This window comes from Gemella haemolysans, from assembly GCF_901873445.1.
GTDB classification, from domain to species: Bacteria; Bacillota; Bacilli; order Staphylococcales; family Gemellaceae; genus Gemella; species Gemella haemolysans_C.
Genome location: NZ_CABFLN010000031.1, coordinates 1 through 18,145 on the forward strand (window position 1 = coordinate 1; position 18,145 = coordinate 18,145).

Sequence of the window (18,145 nt, forward strand, 5' to 3'; positions counted from 1 at the left end):
TATCCACAGTAGCTCAGTTGGTAGTAGCATCTGACTGTTAATCAGAGGGTCGCAGGTTCGAGTCCTGCCTGTGGAGTAAAGTACGGTTGTATATGCAGCCGTATATTTTTTTGTTTAAAATCTCGCTAAATATTATTATCAAAGGGAAAATTATGTTATAATAGTTCATGGTATATGAACTTTTATCAAGTTGAATTTTATATAGTTTAAAAGTTGAAATTTAAGAAAATAAAGAGAATTGTATAGGAGATTTTTATGTTTTTAGATGAGGTAAAAATATTCGTCCGATCAGGTGATGGTGGGAATGGATTAGTGGCATTTAGAAGAGAAAAGTATGTTCCAAAAGGTGGTCCAGCAGGTGGTGACGGTGGACGTGGAGCAAATGTTGTATTTATAGTTGATGAAGGTTTAAGAACTTTCATGGATTATCGTTACCAAAAGAAATTCGTTGCGCCTAATGGTGAAAATGGAATGAGTAAGGGGATGCATGGTAGAAAATCTAAAGATTTATACCTAAAAGTACCACCAGGAACTGTAATTCGTGATACTGATACTGGAGAGGTATTAGCAGACTTAGTAGAACATGAGCAAGAAGTAGTAGTAGCTCGTGGAGGTCGTGGTGGACGTGGAAACTGTCGTTTCGCAACACCTTCAAACCCAGCGCCAGAAATCGCTGAAAATGGTGAACCAGGAGAAGAAAGAAATCTTACATTAGAATTAAAACTTATGGCGGATGTAGGTCTTGTTGGATTCCCTTCTGTCGGTAAATCAACATTATTATCAATAACATCAAAAGCAAAACCAAAAATTGCTGATTATCACTTTACAACGTTAGCACCAAATCTTGGAGTAGTAGAAACAAAAGATCACAGAAGTTTTGTTATGGCTGACCTTCCAGGATTAATTGAAGGAGCTAGTCAAGGTGTAGGACTTGGACATCAGTTCTTACGTCATATTGAAAGAACAAAAGTTATTGTGCACGTAGTAGATATGTCGGCAACTGATGGTCGTGATCCATATGAAGATTATAAAATTATTAACCAAGAGTTAGCCGAGTACAACATGAGACTTTTAGAAAGACCTCAAGTAGTAGTAGCTAATAAGATGGATATTCCGGTTTCTGGTGAAAATCTTAAAGAATTTAAAAAACAATTAGAAAATGTTGGTGAAGAAGTGGATATCGTTGAAATTTCTGCCTTCACTCGTAGTAATATTGATAACTTACTTTATAAAATAAGTGATATATTAGACAATACAGATCCAAATACGTTATATGAACTAGATACTGAAGAAGAAAGTATGGAAAACAGAGTTCTTTATAAACATAAACCTAAGGATGAAACATTCAAGATTACTCGTGATGATACTGGTGCTTATGTTGTAAGTGGGCCTGGTATTGAACGTGCATTCTTAATGACTGACTTTAACCGTGATGCTTCTGTTAGACGTTTTGCTCAGCAAATGCGTTCTATGGGTGTAGATGATGCTTTGCGTGAAAGAGGATGTAAAAATGGTGATACTGTTAAGATCCTTAAAGGTGAGTTTGAATTCGTAGAGTAGGAGATAGCCACTATGGATAAAGAAAAAGTTTATTATATAATTAGAGAAGATGTTTTACCTGAAGCTGTAAAAAAGACATTAGCTATGAAAAAAGCTTTAGAAGATGATTCAAAGTTATCAATTTTAGAAGCTTCGAAGAGATTTGATTTAAGTAGAAGTGCATTTTATAAGTATAAAGATACAATTTTTCCTATTCAAGATGTGAAAAGACAATCAATTCTTTCATTGTCTATTGATGTTGATGATATTCCGGGAATATTGGGTAAAATTTTATCCGTTGTTAATGAAGAGAAGTGCAGTGTACTTACTATTCACCAAACAGTACCAATAAATGCAAAAGCTACGATAATTATTTCTTTAGAGCTTAGCTCAGGTGATATAAATATTGAAAAATTAAATAAACGAATTAAAAATCTTGAGTTTGTTAATTCAATTAAAGTAATTGGTTTAAGCATGTAAAGATAGTTTAATAAATATTAAATGTAGGAGAACAGAGTAGGGAAGTCAGTTTCCTATATCTGTTCTCCTTTTTATTTTAGAAAGGTGAATTATGCAAAAAAATGATGTATTCGAAGGGAAAGTTATAGATTATACTCACGATGGTCTTGGTGTAGTAAAAATTGATAATTTTCCGATTTTTATTGAAGATGTTATAGAAGGTGAAGTAATCGAATTTAAGATAATTAAATTAAAGAAAAATCTTGGTTATGGAAAAGTTCTTAATATTATTGAAAGTTCTAAAAATAGAGTAGATGGTATTCCAAAAACTTCAGGAGCAAATTTAGTTCATATGAACTATGAAGAGCAATTGAAGTTTAAAAAGAAAAAAGTTCAAAATGTTATGGATAAAGCTCTTGGAAAAGATTCTATCGAAGTATTAGATACGCTAGGAATGGAAGATGGATACCATTATCGTAATAAATCTGTGATTCCAGTACAAAAAGTTAATGGCGAGGTTAAGATGGGGTATTATAAACCACGAAGCCATGATGTTGTTAATATAGAAAAATGTTTTATTCAATATGACGAACATAATGTATTGATGAACAAATTACGCAGTTTAATTTCAGAGCTTAACTTATCTGTATATGATGAAAATAATCACTCAGGGGCAATTAGACATATTATGTTTAGAACGAACACCCTAAAAAGTGAAATTATGGTTGGTATTGTTGTGAAAGAGAAGTTTAATAAATTAGATGAATTCGTTGAGAAAATATCTAAATTGGACGATAGAATCGTTAGTATTATGTTAAATATTAATGACAAGAAGACAAATGTAATCTTTGGTGATAAAACTGAAAGACTTTTTGGTAAAGACTACATAACTGACACGTTAGACGGAATAGAATTCAAGATTTCACTTCGTTCATTCTATCAAGTGAATCCAGTTCAAACAGAGGTATTATACAGTAAAGCATTGGAACTTGCAGAATTAAAAGAAACTGATACGATAATTGATGCTTACTGTGGTATTGGAACTATAAGTCTATTCGCAGCGAAGAAAGTTAAGAAAGTATACGGTATTGAAATAGTAGAAGCGGCTGTTTTAGATGCTCGAGAAAATGCTAAAAATAATAATATAACTAATGCAGAGTTTTTACTAGGTAAAAGTGAAGATGTAATTAAAAAATTAATCTCACAAGATGTGAAATTAGATGCAGTTATTGTGGATCCACCACGTAAAGGATGTGAGGAAAGTTTCCTACGTGATCTTGCAGCTATGAATATAGAAAAAATAGTCTATGTTAGTTGCAATCCAGCAACATTAGCTAGAGATATGGAAATTATGAGAGGTCTAGGTTATAAACTAGGTGCAGTGCAACCTGTAGATATGTTCCCAGGAACGTTTCATGTGGAGTGTGTAGTATTGATGTCAAAAGTTGCACCCAGTAAGTAAATAGAGTGTATAAAACAAAGGCTTACTCCAAGCTATCGTTAAAAGGTATTGGTAGCTTGGAGTAAGCCTTGTTTTTTGTGATAAAAATCAACTAAGCGGGAACATATCCATATTCAAGAGTTGACACTAGGGAATGAATCGTAAATAAAAATGCACCCACTTGCATGATATGTACCCTCTTTACTGGACACCCAGTAAGGAGGGTATTTTTTATGCACACATCTAAAAATTTGATAATTGTAAAATAGCCTAATTAACATTATAATATAATTAAGAAATAAGTATACTAAAATATTGGTGGAGAATCTCTATGAATGGAAGAAAAGATATGGTTGAAAATGTAACTGTAATACAGAAGCAGAGAGTTATAAAAGATTATGCTGTGGGGATATATGCTCGTGTAAGTACAAGCCATAAAGCCCAGATGGATAGTTTATCGGCACAAGTATCGGGATTGACGAGACTAGCGGCTGCACATAGAACATGGTTTGTTGCGGATGTTTTTATTGATGTTGCATCTGCTAAGACAGGATCAAAAAGATCAGAATTTAATAGAATGATAAATGAGTGCGAGTATGGGAATTTAGATATTATTCTTACTAAAAGTCTTAGCCGTTTTGGACGTGATGCTAAAGAAGGCTTAGAAGCTATTAGAAGAATACGAGCAGCTGGGAAAAGAATTATCTTTGAGAAAGATAAGATAGATACAGAGACCGTTAAAGATGAATTATTGATTAGTATAATTGAAGCGTGTGAACAAGCAGAAAATGACTGGAGAAGCGAAAATATACGCTTGGGCTTAATATACAGAGCCGAGGATGGAACATCAGGACTATATAATAGAGCCTGTTACGGCTATAAAAAAGATAAGAATGGAATGCTTATAATTAATGAAGAAGAAGCAAAAGTTGTTAGAAATATTTTTGACTGGTATCTTGAAGGATATAGCATTGGTGGAATCATAGATAAACTGGAAGAGAAGAAAATAAAAACATCGAAAGGTAAAGAACGATGGAGTAAAAGAGCGATTGAATCTACACTCACACGAGAAAAATATACAGGTGATGTGGCAATTGCGGATTCAGGGGGATCGGAGAATCGATATTTATATAAGCAACATCATGAAGGGATAATATCCAAAGAGCAATTTAAAGCAGTTCAACTAGAAATGGAACTGCGTAGCAATGTGGAAATTGGAGAAGATGGAAAAGCTCGAAGAAAGAGTAAAAAGTATAGTGCGAAGAGACTAAAATGATAGGAGAAAATATATGAGAGATAAATATTCTAAGTCTAATATTAATAATGTTTCGGGAAATATTTTTAATGGACCAACCAATATTGTGGCAGGTAATAATTATTCTAAGGAAGCTGAAGAAGATAAGGTTGCATCATATACACCAGAACCTGTTTGGAGAAGTCCGATAACAATGGCAATGCTTTCATGGATGGGATTTATAATTTCTTTAATAGGACTTTTCCCAATGTATAAAATGTTTGAGCCTATAATTAATTTAATAACTAATAAGAGTATTAAAGCGGATTTAAATAATAATATTTATGTCATAATTTTTGCTGTAATATGTATACTTTTTGTGCTGGTCTTGTGTTTGAGGAGTATTACAAAAAAAGAAACTAGACATCCCTTATTCTTTAATTATGCAATAAGCGGTCTTGGAAGGAAAATCACAATAGAAAAAATTCGTATTGACAAATGTCCTATATGTGGTGGCACAATGAAATATTTCAATAAGGCTGTAGAATGGAGAAATACAATATATTCAGATGGTAGAACAAAACGTGAGGTTACAAAGAAAGTGCCTGCGTTACAATGTAAGCGAAATTCAGATCATTGGTATGAAGTGGATCCGGCTGCAGATAAATTAAAATAGGTTTAATGAAAATAAGTATATTGTTATTGTAAAATTGCAACTATATGCAAATTAAAAAATTGCGGTTGATGCTGGACAAATATTTCGAGTGATAAATCTCTAAAAAAGATTAATAGTTTATATGGTATATAAATTAGCCTAATCAAAAACTATATACTCGAAACGATAGAAATATTATAGTTGTTATAAAATCAATGATTTTTGCAGAGATACTTAATTTTTAAAAATAGCCTAATAATCTCATGTGGAGTGCGTGGTATTGATGTCAAAAGTTGCACCCAGTGAATAAATAAAGTGTAGAAAATAAAGGCTTATTCTAATGCTATCGTTAAAAGGTATCGGTAGCTTGGAGTAAGCCTCACTATTTGAGAAAAAAATATGGTTGAGTGGGAACATATCCATAGACTAGAGTTGACACTTGGGAATGGATAACAAGAAAAAATGCACCCACTTGCACCCACCTGTAACTTGAAAATTGTAAAATAGTTCAATTAACATATATAATATAAATAAAGAATAATTATACTAATATTTAACTGAAGAATCTCTATGAATGCAAGAAAAGATATAGCTGAAAATGTCCCCTACAGGAACAGCAGTAATTACATCAAGTTTATCTGAGCCGATTCCCTTATACCTTTCTCTTATTTTTGTTTATTTTCTGCAGTTGTTTTAATTCTTATTTAAATTTCGTTAATTAGCATGATATCTTTCCTATGAAATTTATATTTATCATATTGTTTTCATAATGGAAAAATCATAAACCAAAGGTTAAACTCTTATCCTCTAGTTTATGGTTTCCTGATAGATAGGCTTATCTTTTACCTTTATACCACTGATTATTACGGATGCTGTCCTTTGTGAACTTTAGGAACTCATAAAATAGTCGTTTTTAATATTTGTCATAGTCATACATCAGCGCATCGATATCTGTCTGATAATCAGAGGGGTGAGACAGCAGATTTCCAGTTAATAGTTCATCTACTGTAATATCAAGAGCATTTACAGTTTTTTTTTACAGATTCAAGACTTAGTTTTTTGTTATTCTCTATGTTTGAGGTATACACCGGTGATAAACCTGATAGTTCAGCAAGCATTCCCTGTGTGAACTTGACACTTAATCTTCTTTTACGAACCCTCATACCAATGAGTAAGTAATCGATTATCATATGCTTTTATCTCAATTTTTATATTTTGGAAGGAAAAGGGATTAGATGTATCTAATAAAAGTATTTGTAACATATACCAGTGAAATTTATCTATAAAGTTTTTTAAATTCCAGTCTTATATTAGACTAAAAATAGGTTTAATATAGACTGGTTGTATGGTATAATAAATATAGACTTTATAAAGGATGATACTCATGAATAGTAATGTAGAATAATATTGAAGTGGATGTAAAAGTGAAATGCATTGAGGCGGGAAAGACGCAGATGCAGCTTGCTGAAGAGATTGGCACTACTAGCCAATATGTTAACCGGATTATTAAGAAAAAAAGATGGCGTTGTTAACAAGACCTTCATTTCTATGCTGGAAGCTTTGGGCTATGACATAGAGATAACATATGTAAAAAGAAATGAAAAATAGAATGTTATGTGTAAGAGAGGATTCCCACTTATGAACAAAGAAATAACGAATAACGAATTTAATTCATTAAAAGAAGATGAGAAAAACAATATAATCAAGGCACTTCATGAGGCAGGAGAGCCTGATAAAATTATCGAACTGTTGAGTGCTGTTCCTTTAGAAAGCCTAAGCAACCTACTTCTTGGTCTGCTTGCCGCTTCCTATAATAATGTTGAATCCTATGATAAGGCAATGGAAATCATGGAGTTTATACCGGAGCAAGAAAGAGATGCAAAGTGGTATTACCGATATGGGTATTCACTCCTTTACACAGATTTTCAAATAGCTAGTGACCAAGAGGAAGAGGTACTTGCTATGTTTGATAAAGCCTGTGAAAAAAGCATGGATGATGAAGTAAAGAATTGGTGTGCAGAACAAATTTTTTACAATCCGAAGCTTGAAGAAACCGTACAGTCAAAAGAAGCATCATTTCCGCATATATATGATTACTATATACATTCTGACTATGCTAACGAAGAAGGTTCTGCATCGGAAGAGGAAGCTGTAGGCTCATTTTGTGGAAGTGTTTTACTTTCAGAAGATTTATGGGATAAAGAAAAATTAATCAGCGATTTAAAAGCGGATTGGGAAATTGAACTATCAAAAGAAGATACGGAAGATGAAGATACAATCTTTATTGATTTTGATAAATGTAGAATTGTAATCAGTAAATTCCCTGCACCTGTACCAAATGAAGAAGCTGAAATAAACGCAGAAAATAATTGGATGTGGGAAGAGGCTGTAGAGGTTACAAAGACTCATAAGGCTCACATTGTTGTAGCTATTTTGGGGGATGAAGAAGATTTAATATCAAGGGGCATACTTTATACGAAAATCATGGCTACTTGCTGCAAGCAAGAAAACGCCATTGGCGTATTCACATGTGGTGTAGTATTTGAGCCTAGTTATTATATGAAATCTGCTGAGATGATTAGAGATGGGGAGCTTCCAATTTTTACCTGGGTATGGTTTGGCTTATATAGGACTGAAAATGGGCTATCTACCTACACTTATGGAATGAAAGCTTTTGGAAAATTAGAGCTTGAAATCTTAGATGCCGATGAAGAAGCAGGAAAATTGCTATCTTTTATATCTTCAATTTCATCATATGTATTGCAAGATGATGTGGAATTTAAGGATGGAGAAACAATAGGACTTTCTGAAGATGATATCCATCAAATCACATTGAGTAAAGGCGTTGCTCTTTCTGATCAGGACACACTAAAGATTTCTTATGAAAAGAAGAAAAAGAAGTCTTGGTGGAAGAGATAAGGAGAAATTTACTATGAAAACAGAGCTTATTTATAACAAAGAAAACAGAGAAGAATTTTTTGCAAAAATTGAGGAACTAACAGAGAAAGATAAACATACAGAATGTATCAATGCGTTAGAGAGTATTCCGTTTGAAGAAAGAGATTATGAAATCTCTTATCATCTTGCTCGTGCATTACAAAATTTTGCTATTGTAGGGGACGATGACGAGGGAACAGAATACAAAATAGGATATGAATTTTTATTAAAGTCATTGGAAATCCTTGAGTCTGTTAGAGCAGAAGGCATAAATAGACCAGAGTGGAATATGCGTATGGCGTATGGCTATCAATATTTATTTCGCGAAGAAGAAAAAGCAATTCCCTATGCGCAGCGTTGGGCAGAGTTAGACCCGGATGATAAAGTTGCACTGGAAGTCATAAAAGAGTGCCAAGAGAAAATTGAAAAAAGAAAGAAAATCCGCGAAAAATGTGCTGAAATAGAGGGCGTGGTAAAAGAAGGATTTGAAGCAATTCTTAAAGAGCATGGTATAGAAAATAATGATGATTATAATAGTGCAAGCGAGGAAGAATTTGAAGCCATCTTTGAAAAGATAACAAAGGTTAAAGAAAAATATGATTTAAATGATGACTATATAGAAGGACTTTTATATGAAATTTTAGCAGGAGATGAGGATGATGGTGAAATCATAGAGGACTGGGGAGCATATCTTTGTAGATGGTTTGATGAACAACTGGCAAGTGTTAGAGTGAATTTAGGCTTAGCCCTGCTTGAGTTTGACCCACAGGTGAAATATACGAAAAGAATACAACTCTCTGTCATGCTAAAAAATCCTGATGAAAATGGTCTTCCAACTAAGGAAGAAGAGGAAACTTTATACCAAATCGAAGATTTGCTTGAAAGCATCATCAAAGAAAAAGAAGGCATATTGGCAGGTTTCTTAAGATGGGACAAGAGACTTAGCGTTTTTGCTTATGTAGAAGATGAAAAAGGTTATGAAGAAGCATTTGCATTTGCCCTAAAAGAACAATTCCCGGATTATGAATATCAGTTCTGGGTGGATGAAGATGAAGAGTGGGAGACATATTTTAATGCTCTTTATCCTGACAAATATAACTATCAAGGTATTTTGAATAATAGACTGATTTACCAAATACAAATGGATGGAGATACTATGGTGCCTAGAGTTCTGGAACATTGCCTTTACTTTAAGACCAAAGAAAAAAGAAAAGAATTTTTGGAGAAAGTGGAAACTGAAGGATTTAGACGGATTGATGAACGTGCAGATGAGGTTGTAGACGAGATAAACGAGTATCCATATCAAATTGTTGTTGGCAGAGGAGATGACTTTCGCAATGCAAATAGCGTAACTTGGTATTTGATGGAGTCAGCCGAAGAACTAGAGGGATATTATGACGGCTGGGGCTGTGTTACAGTGAAAGAATAGGAGTATGAATTATGGCATTATTTGACAAGCTAAGAAATAAAGGTAATAAAAAATAACAAAAGAAGAATTTATTAAAAGAGTAAGAGAAGATGAAGACTATGCACCAGGTTGGGAAGCAATCGAAGGAGCGTTAAAAGCCATTTACAAAGATCAAGAACCTGCGCACTTTGCCACACTCCTTACAAGTAGAGCGATTTTTGGTGGTGATGAATATTTAGATGGATATTCAATATATGATTCTTCTAACGGTTATAAACACATTGTCACATTTGGTATGACAGAACTTTATGGGAATGAGGGAGCATTTGGTGGCGAATGGAACAGGTGGGGCTATGAGATGACGATCAAACTTAAAGCTGATAACGATGATTGTATGTGGGCGATGGATATGTTAGGCAACTTGGCTAGATACACTTATTCATCTGAAAGATTTTTTGAACCCTATCAATATATACAAGGTGACGGTAGTTCGATTTGCAAGGATAAAGATTCAAAAATTACCGCTCTGTTCATTGTGAATGATACTGAGTTAAACACAATAGATACGGTTTACGGAAAAACAGATTTTTTACAAATTGTTGGAATAACGGAAAATGATTTACAAAAGCTAAAAGAAGATAGTGATAATGCATTAAGACTATACGAATTGATTAAGCAAGATAATCCGTATTTTGTAACAGATTTGAATAGTAAAAAATCGTATCTTTAGAATTTAAGATGAGAAAGAACATATCGTATGGAAAATATATTTGAATTTTTAAGATCGCATTTTGAGTATGTGCTAATAGCCGGAGGACTTTTGTTCTTGATAGGGGCAATTTTAGATTGGAAATGGGTTTATAGAGCAACAGGTGGAGATAAGGCTCGTCATGCTTTTATTTTTGAAGTGTGGAGAGAAAAAGGTTATAGAGTTTTTATTGGAATCTGTGGACTAGGATTAGTTATTTGCGGTCTTGTGTTTTTGGTGCTGAGATAGAAAGATAAGGTTATGAGTATAGAATTAAAAAGAAATAGAAAAAGCAATATACCTTATAGTTTACATGATAGCCGTATTATAAATATCGAGTATAAAAAAGGGTTGTTAAGATTGAAGCTGGATAAGATATTTCAATACACAGAAGAAGCGGAGCTTATTTATTCGGGTGAGATTGAGTTTACAGAATGCGATATTGACGATTGTAATGTACTCATTTTTGATAAAACAGTGTATGAAGGCAGTTTTGCAGGAAAGGCTATGAGTTTAGCCGATTACATGAAACAGTATTCAAATGCTGAATTTGAAATTTTGACTGAAGGATATAGCGAATGTTCTACGATATATTCAGGATGGATTTGGCAAGAAGACAAAGAGCCAGTAAGTGGAATCCTTAACATATATAATACAGGAAAAATAATATATAGAATTAACACATAAATCTAGGTGATTAGTACTATCATATATGAATTTGTAGGAGAATGAATCATGAATAAAGCAGATAAGAAAAAACTTATGGATGAATATAAAATGCTGCAGGAAAAAGAATTTGAATCTAGCTTACCAATGGAAAGAAAACTATTTTATGAGTTATTTGATTTCCTGAATGATAAATCGGAAACCATAGAGTGCAAGCATGATTTTTCTTTAACTAAAGAGTTTTTGAAAGACAAAAATATAGAAGCCCAAAAGGTATTAGACTTTTTAGAGGAAAATGGAGCCGGTTGCGACTGTGAAGTAATCTTTAATGTGGAAGAAAAGTTTGAAGAATAAACATACAGAATGTTTTAGATTATAAATATAAATTTAGAGGACTTAATGAAAAATAACATGATGGATTTGGATGAATGGAGAATTAATAATCTTAAACAAATTTTGTTTGAACTTAAGCGATTAGAAAAAAATCCTACACATGTACTTTCTTATCCAAGATATATAATTGACCAATGGGAGTTTGATAATCCACTAATTGTTAAGCTTTTAGAATATGCAGAAGATATAGAAAGAATGTAATCTCATCGCAAATAAATCCCAGATTGTCGAGCTGGAAAATTGAAATTTTGAAAGGTGGAGGGCTTATTGATGGACGAAATAAAAGTTTATTGGTATAGGCTCAAAACAGAGTATGAAAATAGATATAAAGAAGCATTTTTGAAGGATTTTGAGAAATCAAAAACATATCTGGAAAAAATGGAAAGCTATCTATTGGAAAGACTGGAAGATAATCCATCAGATGTTGATGTAGTATGTACTTTAGCTTCAGTAAGGTTAGAGCTTAGATATAGCGAAAGTGATTGTGTTAATTTATTAAAGGATTTTTTAGACAGCTTTGGCTGTAAATTGGATAATGCCCATAAAGCAAGGGTTTATATAAACATAGGGTTTTATGAAGATTATTCTAAAGAAGCATTAGAGTTTCTGAGTAAAGATTATGAGCTTAAATCACCTTATATAGAAACATATACCGGACTTGGTCTTTACTATTTTGATGAATTTCAGGGATGTAAACTAAGTAAAGATGATTTTTATAATACGCAAAAAAATATATCCTTAAGCAAAAAATACTTTGAAATAGCCAAAGATATAGATAAAAGTTATAAACCTGCTTTCAACTACGCAGTATGCTTATTTGAACTAAAAGAATATGAACAAGCTGAAGCAATATTTTTGGACTTATTAAAAAAATATCCTAATCGAATGAGGCTTATGCTGGCTATTTCTTATTGTGAAGCATATCTTGGGGATAAAGAAAAGTCCATTTATTATTTAAAGCAGGTTAAGGATGGTCAAGATGATAACTATTCTTTAAATACTGATGACATTGCTGATTATGAGATTTTTAATGTTTATTATGTACTTGAAGAATACGATGAGTATTTAGCTTTTTTTGATAAAGTGATTTCAGATTATTATACGGTTGATTGGGAACATTATTATTATGTTTTGTGGCTAAAAAATGAAAAAGAAAAGTTTTACAAACTTGAGGAACATAATAGAACATATTTAGAACAGGCTTTAAAGGATGCAATAGCATATGATGACTATGACAGTGAAGAAGAAAAGCAAGAAATAATATCTGACTGTGAAAAAGACAAAAAAGAATATAAAGATATGATATCTCGCATAAAAAAAGGAGAATCTAAACCAGATTTGCGTTTAGAACTATATCCTGAGTTTTCGTGCTTTTTGATTGATTGCGTAAGACATCAATTTTAGTTTAATAAATAGGAAATTGAATTTGAAGAAGCTGTCTGATGAAGAAAAGAAGTGGCTGAAAAAGATTGCACAGAAGTCGGACTTGCTAAAAAAGCCAAATCCCCAGCGGGGGAGGAAGTAAGAGAACAATACAGTAAAATATGGAGGAAAAATAAATGGGAATGATTGCAAATTATCAGTCAACTACTGATATTGAATTAGAAAAATTTATGTGTCTTGATGATGTGGAAGAAGCACAGGAAAATGAGAACTTAGAAATTTGTGATATAGATAAAACGTGGGACGCACTTCATTTTTTGCTGACAGGAAAATCTGCCCTCGAACCGATTGAAGATAATTTAATCAGCGAAGCGATTGTAGGACAGTTTAATATTTCTGGGGAAGAAATTGAAGAATTTATATCTGGAACGAAAAGTGATAGAGTGAAAGAAATTGCAAAAGCGTTGCATGAACTTGATTTTGAAATATATATTGATAAATTTGATATGAGTGCATTTCGCCAAAACGATATTTACCCTGATATTTGGGAATATGAAGAAGAAGCTGACGAAATTAAAGATGAGTTAAGAATCTCATTTGAAAGTTTGAAAAAATTTTATGAGAAAATGGTAGCACAAGAGAGCGCCGTTTTAGTTTCAATCTATTAACTGTACAATTTCAACTGTTGCGGGAATAGCAAAGCCCTAAAATGGCTTCCCGCCCATTTCAAAATTTAGAAAAATTGTGTAGGGAGGGAGTTACAATGTTTGAAAATAGTGATTTAAATGATTTTTGGAATAGTCATGAATACTATACCAAAAACTATGTAGAAGAACCATTAACTGATGAAATAATAGTATTTTATGAAAATAAATTAGGGTTTAAATTGCCTAAGTCTTATATTCAACTTATGAAAATACAAAATGGTGGTGCTCCCAAAAAAGAATACTGGTTTAATGAATATACTAAAAAAGAAGAAGTGGATATAATTGGGATTGATGGATTTTTTGGAATAGGGGGTAACAAGCACAACTCTTTATTTGGAAAATTTGGAAATGAATTTTGGTTTAATGAATGGGAATATCCACGAGATATAGGAATTATTATTGCAGATACAGAATCTGGTGGACATGATATGATTTATTTAGATTATCGTGAATGTGGAAAAGATGGAGAACCCAAAGTATCCGTTTGTTTTCAAGAATATGATTACGAAATTCAAGTACTTGCAAATAATTTTGAAAAGTTTATAGAAATGCTTATATCATTAGAAGAACTTGAAGAAAAGGCAACCTGTCGGAAATTCCGATAAGTTCACACCGAAGGAAATTAAGAAGAAATAAAGGTGTTAGTAAATCCCCGTTCCCAACCCAGCTTAAACCTTTTAACGATAGCTTTATCTTATCATTAAAAGGTATACTTGATAAGTTTCCGCGAACGGACACTATGACTTGTTATTCATCCTGTTTTTACGGGTCATGTTGAGACGGTTGTGTTACTTTCCAAACTTGATTCAAAAAGGCACATTAGTGTGGAGCTTCCGCTTGACGAGATGGATATTACCTGTGATGAGAGTAAAGCTACCTATGAATAAAATTAAAATTATGTTATGGAAAAGTTTAGGTGTAATGTTTAGACACTTTATATTGCACATGTGAAGAGAAAGTATGGTTTAGAGGTTAGGGAAATGAGTAGAAAAGCAATTGCTGAAAATGTAAAACGTAGATTATGGGCGGAATCTATGGGAAGATGTATGAATCCGGATTGTCAAGAAGAATTATTTATAAATAATAGTGATATCATGGAAAAAGCACATATCGATGCATATTATGAAACAGAAGATAATTCATATGAAAACTTGATAGTTTTATGCCCTAATTGTCATAAGAAATTTGATAAAACTGGTTTTATAGATGAGAACAATGTTAAGCAATGGAAAGAGATTAGAAGAAATGAATTAGAAAAATTTTTCTCTGTAGAACTGAGTTCTTTTGATAAACTTAAAGAAAAAGTTGTACCCATTTTGAGTGAAAACAATAGGATATATAAAAGTTACTATCTGAGTGGTAATAAGTCTTTATGGGATAAATTTGAGCCTCAAATATTATCAAATAACGAAAAGTTAAAATTGTTATTTGAGAATAATCGTACTTTATTTCAGTGGCATTCACATAAGGAATATTCAAATTTAGAATTGATTCAAAAGTTTATAACTCATGTTGATGAATTTAAAATTACCAGAGATGATGGAGAAAAGATGAGAGCGGTACTTTTTCCACAGAAAATAAATTCTATTTTTGGAATCATACCAGTAAGCGATTATATTCTTCCATCCACAGAGTCGATGGAAGAATTGATAAAAGTATTGGGAAAAGAAGATTTGATAGACGAAGTTATGCTGGGGATAGATAGACCATATATATTACTGAAAAATAGAGAAAAAATATTTATGGATGATACTCCTAGATTAAGGCAGCTATATTATGATAACAATTGTTTTAGAAAAACGGGTGTTAGATTAGAAAGTTTAAATTTTGCTTTGAAATATTTAAGATCTCAAAATATAGATTTTACATATGCTAATCAAGATTCATTAAGAGAAATTAAAATAAATAATATTAACATAGTCTTTGTATATGAATACTGTTTAAGTAAGGAATTTTTATATAGAATGGCACCCAAGCCTAATTATGTAATTGTAAATTTGCATAATTGGAATGGAACATGTTGTATATCAAAAGAAGCACTAGATTCAGCGGAAGATTTTAATGTTGAATTACTGACAATGGACGAGTTTTATAGATATGTCAACAAAATTAAATAAAATAGAAATAATTAATTTGATTAATGAAAATATAGAGAAGTTTTCTGAGTTCGAAAAAGTTTATGTTTTTGGATCAATATTAAAAAAAGATAAACATCCAAATGATATTGATATTTTACTATTATATTCAAGCTTTTCTTTTAATATTCTAAAAAATATTAGTGAAATTAAAGTGACTATAGAGCAAAAAACATTCTACCCTGTAGATATAACTGCACTAAGTTTTGAAGAAGAAAAAGAGATGGGATTTATAGATAAGTTAGATAAGAAATATATATGCATAAAGTGAATGTGGGAAATGATTGTAAGTTTGGACGACCATGAACATGTGGAAGCAGTCGTTTTAATGACAAAGGAGTAGAACGAAGCCATTAATTACGAATCCTTTATGCGATAGCTGTCGCAGAACGGTAGTGACGCGGTAACAGCGAACCGCTTAGTATGTGACGTTGATGTCAAGAGTTACACCTACTAAGTAAATAAAATATTCAAATTAAAGGCTTATTCAAAATTTATTGTCAAAAGGTATTAGTAGTTTTGAGTAAGCCCTTTTTTGGGTTGTATACTAAATTCGGGGCATGGAAAAAATCCAGTCCCGAATTTTGATTTTTATATATAAAAAGACAAATATCCAATATAATTAAGGTGTAAAAAAATAATTAACTAAGAAAGGATATTTGTCATGGATAATTTTATCACAAATTTACTATTAATAAAAGACCAAAATATAACTATGGAGGACAAACTTGATTTAATCAACGTAGAAGATCAAGACACGTTTATATTCTATGGGACTTTATCATATGAACCAAAGTGTTGTACAAACTGTGGTTGTATAAAAGAAGGAAATAATATAGTTAAAAATGGATTTGGAGATCCATTAAAAATAGCTCTATTAAAAATGTCAGAATGCCCTACATACCTTAGATTAAAGAAACAACGCTACAAATGTAGAGAATGTAATTCTAAGTTTTGTGCTAAAACATCATTTGTGAAAAAGCACTGCAGTATTTCTAAAAATCTTATATTCCATATTATGAAGAATCTATCTAAAACATTATCTTTTAAAGATATAGCTGAATTAAGTAATGTATCAGTATCTACAGTAGTAAGAATAATGAAATCATGTAGAGAAGCCGTAGAAGTTAAGACACATGCAAACCTACCAGAACACCTATGTTTCGATGAGATAAAGTCAACTAAAGATAGTAAAAATGGCATGAGTTTCGTATTCTTAGATGCTAAAACACATGACTTTATAGATATTGTAGATGGTAGAACACAACATATATTAAAACAATACTTTATGAGATATCCAAGGAAAGTAAGAAAGAAAGTAAAAACGATCTGTATAGATATTTACCCTCCTTATATGAATATGATTAGAGAAATGTTTCCTAACGCTGAGATAATTATAGATAGATTCCACATTGTTCAAAATATTAATAGAGAATTAAATAAAGTCAGAATAAAACTAATGAATCAATATAAGAATAAAAAAGGCTCTACTTACACTATTTTAAAGAACTTCTGGAAAGTAATATTAGAAGATAGAGATAAAGTAAATTCAACAAAAACATTCTATTCTAGAAGCTTTAAACGCTATGTAATTAGAAAAGAAGTATTAGATTATATATTAGCTATAGATGCTGAATTTACAGCTAGCTATGAGAGAGTACATGAGATTAGAGAAGCTATTAAGGCTAAAGATTCTATAGAATTAGAGAAGTATATAGATATGGATACTAAGGGATTATCTAAAAGTGTAGCTAAGGCTATAAATACTATGAAAAAGCACAAAGAGTATATGCTTAATGCTGTTAAATATAAGTATTCTAATGGTCCATTAGAAGGATTTAATAATAAAATAAAATTACTAAAGAGAGTATCTTATGGATATTATAACTTTAGTAATTTCAGATTACGCATTTTAATTATGTCTAGATTATTTGTTTCTGAATATAAAAATAATATCAAACTTAAAGAAAGTAAGAAAAAATCTAAGCAGCAAAACGCTGCCTAGATTTCTAGAGTGATTTTTTCCCATACTCCGAACTTGACAAAGAGCCTATTTTTTATTAGTTTAATGACAGTTGAAAGATAAAATGCTATAAATCGGGAAAATGTTTGATATAAGGGGATTGACCAAAAAGTCCTAATTTGAAAAAAGTTTATATGAAAACTCATAGACACAGAGGTTTATTGATATCTGAATTAACTTTATAAAAACTTTTTAGATATCTAATAAACTTTTGGGGAGTGACTTGATAAAATCGATTTCTTTGGAATCACGATTTTTGAGTCACTCTCTATTTTTAGGGATTTAGAATTATAATTTAACATTTTGATTTATTATTTAAAGAGTAGGATTTACAGCTAAAATTAAAAAACTTATTATTTTATTAGTTTTTAAAGTGTTATAAATGTGTTAATATATATATATATATATATATATATA

Annotated in this window: 19 protein-coding genes and 1 tRNA gene; 19 read left to right on the top strand and 1 reads right to left on the bottom strand. The window is 31.6% G+C overall.

Features of this window, described 5'->3' with window-relative positions; all coding sequences use genetic code 11:
• Positions 1-2: 2 nt before the first annotated feature.
• The 6 genes from JX287_RS05035 (at position 3) to JX287_RS05060 (ending at position 5,349) form a co-directional block, all read left to right on the top strand.
• A tRNA-Asn gene (locus JX287_RS05035) sits at positions 3-76 on the top strand.
• A gap of 179 nt (positions 77-255) precedes the next feature.
• A complete protein-coding gene (gene obgE, locus JX287_RS05040; RefSeq protein ID WP_204643101.1) occupies positions 256-1,560 on the top strand; it encodes a GTPase ObgE in 1,305 nt (434 codons plus the stop codon).
• A gap of 12 nt (positions 1,561-1,572) precedes the next feature.
• Positions 1,573-2,019 carry an ACT domain-containing protein gene (locus JX287_RS05045; protein WP_204643102.1) on the top strand — a complete coding sequence of 149 codons (447 nt, stop codon included), beginning with the start codon at positions 1,573-1,575 and terminating at the stop codon, positions 2,017-2,019.
• Positions 2,020-2,110: 91 nt separating this feature from the next.
• On the top strand, positions 2,111-3,460 hold the full coding sequence (gene rlmD, locus JX287_RS05050; protein ID WP_204643104.1) for a 23S rRNA (uracil(1939)-C(5))-methyltransferase RlmD: 1,350 nt from the start codon (positions 2,111-2,113) through the stop codon (positions 3,458-3,460).
• A gap of 310 nt (positions 3,461-3,770) precedes the next feature.
• Complete coding sequence (locus JX287_RS05055) at positions 3,771-4,715, top strand: recombinase family protein (protein WP_239650336.1); 945 nt, start codon at positions 3,771-3,773, stop codon at positions 4,713-4,715.
• Positions 4,716-4,728: 13 nt separating this feature from the next.
• Positions 4,729-5,349 carry a hypothetical protein gene (locus JX287_RS05060; RefSeq protein WP_204643106.1) on the top strand — a complete coding sequence of 207 codons (621 nt, stop codon included), beginning with the start codon at positions 4,729-4,731 and terminating at the stop codon, positions 5,347-5,349.
• A gap of 992 nt (positions 5,350-6,341) precedes the next feature.
• Here JX287_RS05060 and JX287_RS09125 read toward each other — a convergent pair.
• Positions 6,342-6,518, bottom strand: a complete 177-nt coding sequence (locus JX287_RS09125) for a helix-turn-helix domain-containing protein (protein WP_430537382.1) — start codon at positions 6,516-6,518, stop codon at positions 6,342-6,344.
• A gap of 448 nt (positions 6,519-6,966) precedes the next feature.
• Between JX287_RS09125 and JX287_RS05070 the strand changes: the two genes are divergently transcribed.
• The 13 genes from JX287_RS05070 (at position 6,967) to JX287_RS05135 (ending at position 17,710) form a co-directional block, all read left to right on the top strand.
• The gene (locus JX287_RS05070) at positions 6,967-8,247 is read left to right on the top strand and encodes a DUF4261 domain-containing protein (RefSeq protein WP_204643110.1); all 1,281 of its coding nucleotides are present in this window, start codon (positions 6,967-6,969) and stop codon (positions 8,245-8,247) included.
• Positions 8,210-9,694 carry a DUF695 domain-containing protein gene (locus JX287_RS05075; protein ID WP_204643113.1) on the top strand — a complete coding sequence of 495 codons (1,485 nt, stop codon included), beginning with the start codon at positions 8,210-8,212 and terminating at the stop codon, positions 9,692-9,694. The genes JX287_RS05070 and JX287_RS05075 overlap by 38 nt, the downstream gene beginning before the upstream one ends.
• Positions 9,695-9,887: 193 nt before the next feature.
• Positions 9,888-10,403, top strand: a complete 516-nt coding sequence (locus JX287_RS05080) for a suppressor of fused domain protein (RefSeq protein ID WP_275576619.1) — start codon at positions 9,888-9,890, stop codon at positions 10,401-10,403.
• Between the two features lie 27 nt (positions 10,404-10,430).
• Positions 10,431-10,670, top strand: coding sequence for an immunity 17 family protein (locus JX287_RS05085; RefSeq protein WP_204643115.1), 240 nt, complete (start codon positions 10,431-10,433; stop codon positions 10,668-10,670).
• Positions 10,671-10,682: 12 nt separating this feature from the next.
• The gene (locus JX287_RS05090) at positions 10,683-11,108 is read left to right on the top strand and encodes a hypothetical protein (protein ID WP_204643117.1); all 426 of its coding nucleotides are present in this window, start codon (positions 10,683-10,685) and stop codon (positions 11,106-11,108) included.
• 48 nt (positions 11,109-11,156) lie between these two features.
• Positions 11,157-11,441 (top strand): DUF2695 domain-containing protein, encoded by a 285-nt coding sequence (locus tag JX287_RS05095; protein WP_204643119.1) that lies wholly within the window; start codon positions 11,157-11,159, stop codon positions 11,439-11,441.
• Between the two features lie 60 nt (positions 11,442-11,501).
• Positions 11,502-11,681 carry a hypothetical protein gene (locus JX287_RS05100; protein WP_204643121.1) on the top strand — a complete coding sequence of 60 codons (180 nt, stop codon included), beginning with the start codon at positions 11,502-11,504 and terminating at the stop codon, positions 11,679-11,681.
• A gap of 69 nt (positions 11,682-11,750) precedes the next feature.
• The gene (locus JX287_RS05105) at positions 11,751-12,884 is read left to right on the top strand and encodes a tetratricopeptide repeat protein (RefSeq protein WP_204643123.1); all 1,134 of its coding nucleotides are present in this window, start codon (positions 11,751-11,753) and stop codon (positions 12,882-12,884) included.
• 155 nt (positions 12,885-13,039) lie between these two features.
• On the top strand, positions 13,040-13,531 hold the full coding sequence (locus JX287_RS05115; protein WP_204643125.1) for a YfbM family protein: 492 nt from the start codon (positions 13,040-13,042) through the stop codon (positions 13,529-13,531).
• Positions 13,532-13,626: 95 nt separating this feature from the next.
• The gene (locus JX287_RS05120; protein ID WP_204643127.1) at positions 13,627-14,175 is read left to right on the top strand and encodes an SMI1/KNR4 family protein; all 549 of its coding nucleotides are present in this window, start codon (positions 13,627-13,629) and stop codon (positions 14,173-14,175) included.
• A 375-nt stretch (positions 14,176-14,550) separates the two neighbouring features.
• Positions 14,551-15,687 (top strand): HNH endonuclease signature motif containing protein, encoded by a 1,137-nt coding sequence (locus tag JX287_RS05125; RefSeq protein WP_204643129.1) that lies wholly within the window; start codon positions 14,551-14,553, stop codon positions 15,685-15,687.
• Entirely contained in the window at positions 15,668-15,976 is a 309-nt protein-coding gene (locus tag JX287_RS05130) for a nucleotidyltransferase domain-containing protein (protein WP_204643132.1), read from the top strand. The genes JX287_RS05125 and JX287_RS05130 overlap by 20 nt, the downstream gene beginning before the upstream one ends.
• 393 nt (positions 15,977-16,369) lie before the next feature.
• The gene (locus tag JX287_RS05135; RefSeq protein ID WP_204643134.1) at positions 16,370-17,710 is read left to right on the top strand and encodes an ISL3 family transposase; all 1,341 of its coding nucleotides are present in this window, start codon (positions 16,370-16,372) and stop codon (positions 17,708-17,710) included.
• Positions 17,711-18,145: the final 435 nt, after the last annotated feature.

What these genes read in the sequence shown, in the direction of transcription:
- JX287_RS05095 (WP_204643119.1), top strand. Translation starts at nt 11,157, where the DNA reads ATGAATAAAGCAGATAAGAAAAAACTTATGGATGAATATAAAATGCTG.
- JX287_RS05115 (WP_204643125.1), top strand. Translation starts at nt 13,040, where the DNA reads ATGGGAATGATTGCAAATTATCAGTCAACTACTGATATTGAATTAGAA.
- JX287_RS05075 (WP_204643113.1), top strand. Translation starts at nt 8,210, where the DNA reads ATGAAAAGAAGAAAAAGAAGTCTTGGTGGAAGAGATAAGGAGAAATTT.
- JX287_RS05120 (WP_204643127.1), top strand. Translation starts at nt 13,627, where the DNA reads ATGTTTGAAAATAGTGATTTAAATGATTTTTGGAATAGTCATGAATAC.
- JX287_RS05130 (WP_204643132.1), top strand. Translation starts at nt 15,668, where the DNA reads ATGTCAACAAAATTAAATAAAATAGAAATAATTAATTTGATTAATGAA.
- JX287_RS05060 (WP_204643106.1), top strand. Translation starts at nt 4,729, where the DNA reads ATGAGAGATAAATATTCTAAGTCTAATATTAATAATGTTTCGGGAAAT.
- obgE (WP_204643101.1), top strand. Translation starts at nt 256, where the DNA reads ATGTTTTTAGATGAGGTAAAAATATTCGTCCGATCAGGTGATGGTGGG.
- JX287_RS05070 (WP_204643110.1), top strand. Translation starts at nt 6,967, where the DNA reads ATGAACAAAGAAATAACGAATAACGAATTTAATTCATTAAAAGAAGAT.
- JX287_RS05100 (WP_204643121.1), top strand. Translation starts at nt 11,502, where the DNA reads ATGGATTTGGATGAATGGAGAATTAATAATCTTAAACAAATTTTGTTT.
- JX287_RS05125 (WP_204643129.1), top strand. Translation starts at nt 14,551, where the DNA reads ATGAGTAGAAAAGCAATTGCTGAAAATGTAAAACGTAGATTATGGGCG.
- JX287_RS05085 (WP_204643115.1), top strand. Translation starts at nt 10,431, where the DNA reads ATGGAAAATATATTTGAATTTTTAAGATCGCATTTTGAGTATGTGCTA.
- JX287_RS05055 (WP_239650336.1), top strand. Translation starts at nt 3,771, where the DNA reads ATGAATGGAAGAAAAGATATGGTTGAAAATGTAACTGTAATACAGAAG.
- JX287_RS05045 (WP_204643102.1), top strand. Translation starts at nt 1,573, where the DNA reads ATGGATAAAGAAAAAGTTTATTATATAATTAGAGAAGATGTTTTACCT.
- JX287_RS09125 (WP_430537382.1), bottom strand. Translation starts at nt 6,518, where the DNA reads ATGATAATCGATTACTTACTCATTGGTATGAGGGTTCGTAAAAGAAGA.
- JX287_RS05090 (WP_204643117.1), top strand. Translation starts at nt 10,683, where the DNA reads ATGAGTATAGAATTAAAAAGAAATAGAAAAAGCAATATACCTTATAGT.
- rlmD (WP_204643104.1), top strand. Translation starts at nt 2,111, where the DNA reads ATGCAAAAAAATGATGTATTCGAAGGGAAAGTTATAGATTATACTCAC.
- JX287_RS05135 (WP_204643134.1), top strand. Translation starts at nt 16,370, where the DNA reads ATGGATAATTTTATCACAAATTTACTATTAATAAAAGACCAAAATATA.
- JX287_RS05105 (WP_204643123.1), top strand. Translation starts at nt 11,751, where the DNA reads ATGGACGAAATAAAAGTTTATTGGTATAGGCTCAAAACAGAGTATGAA.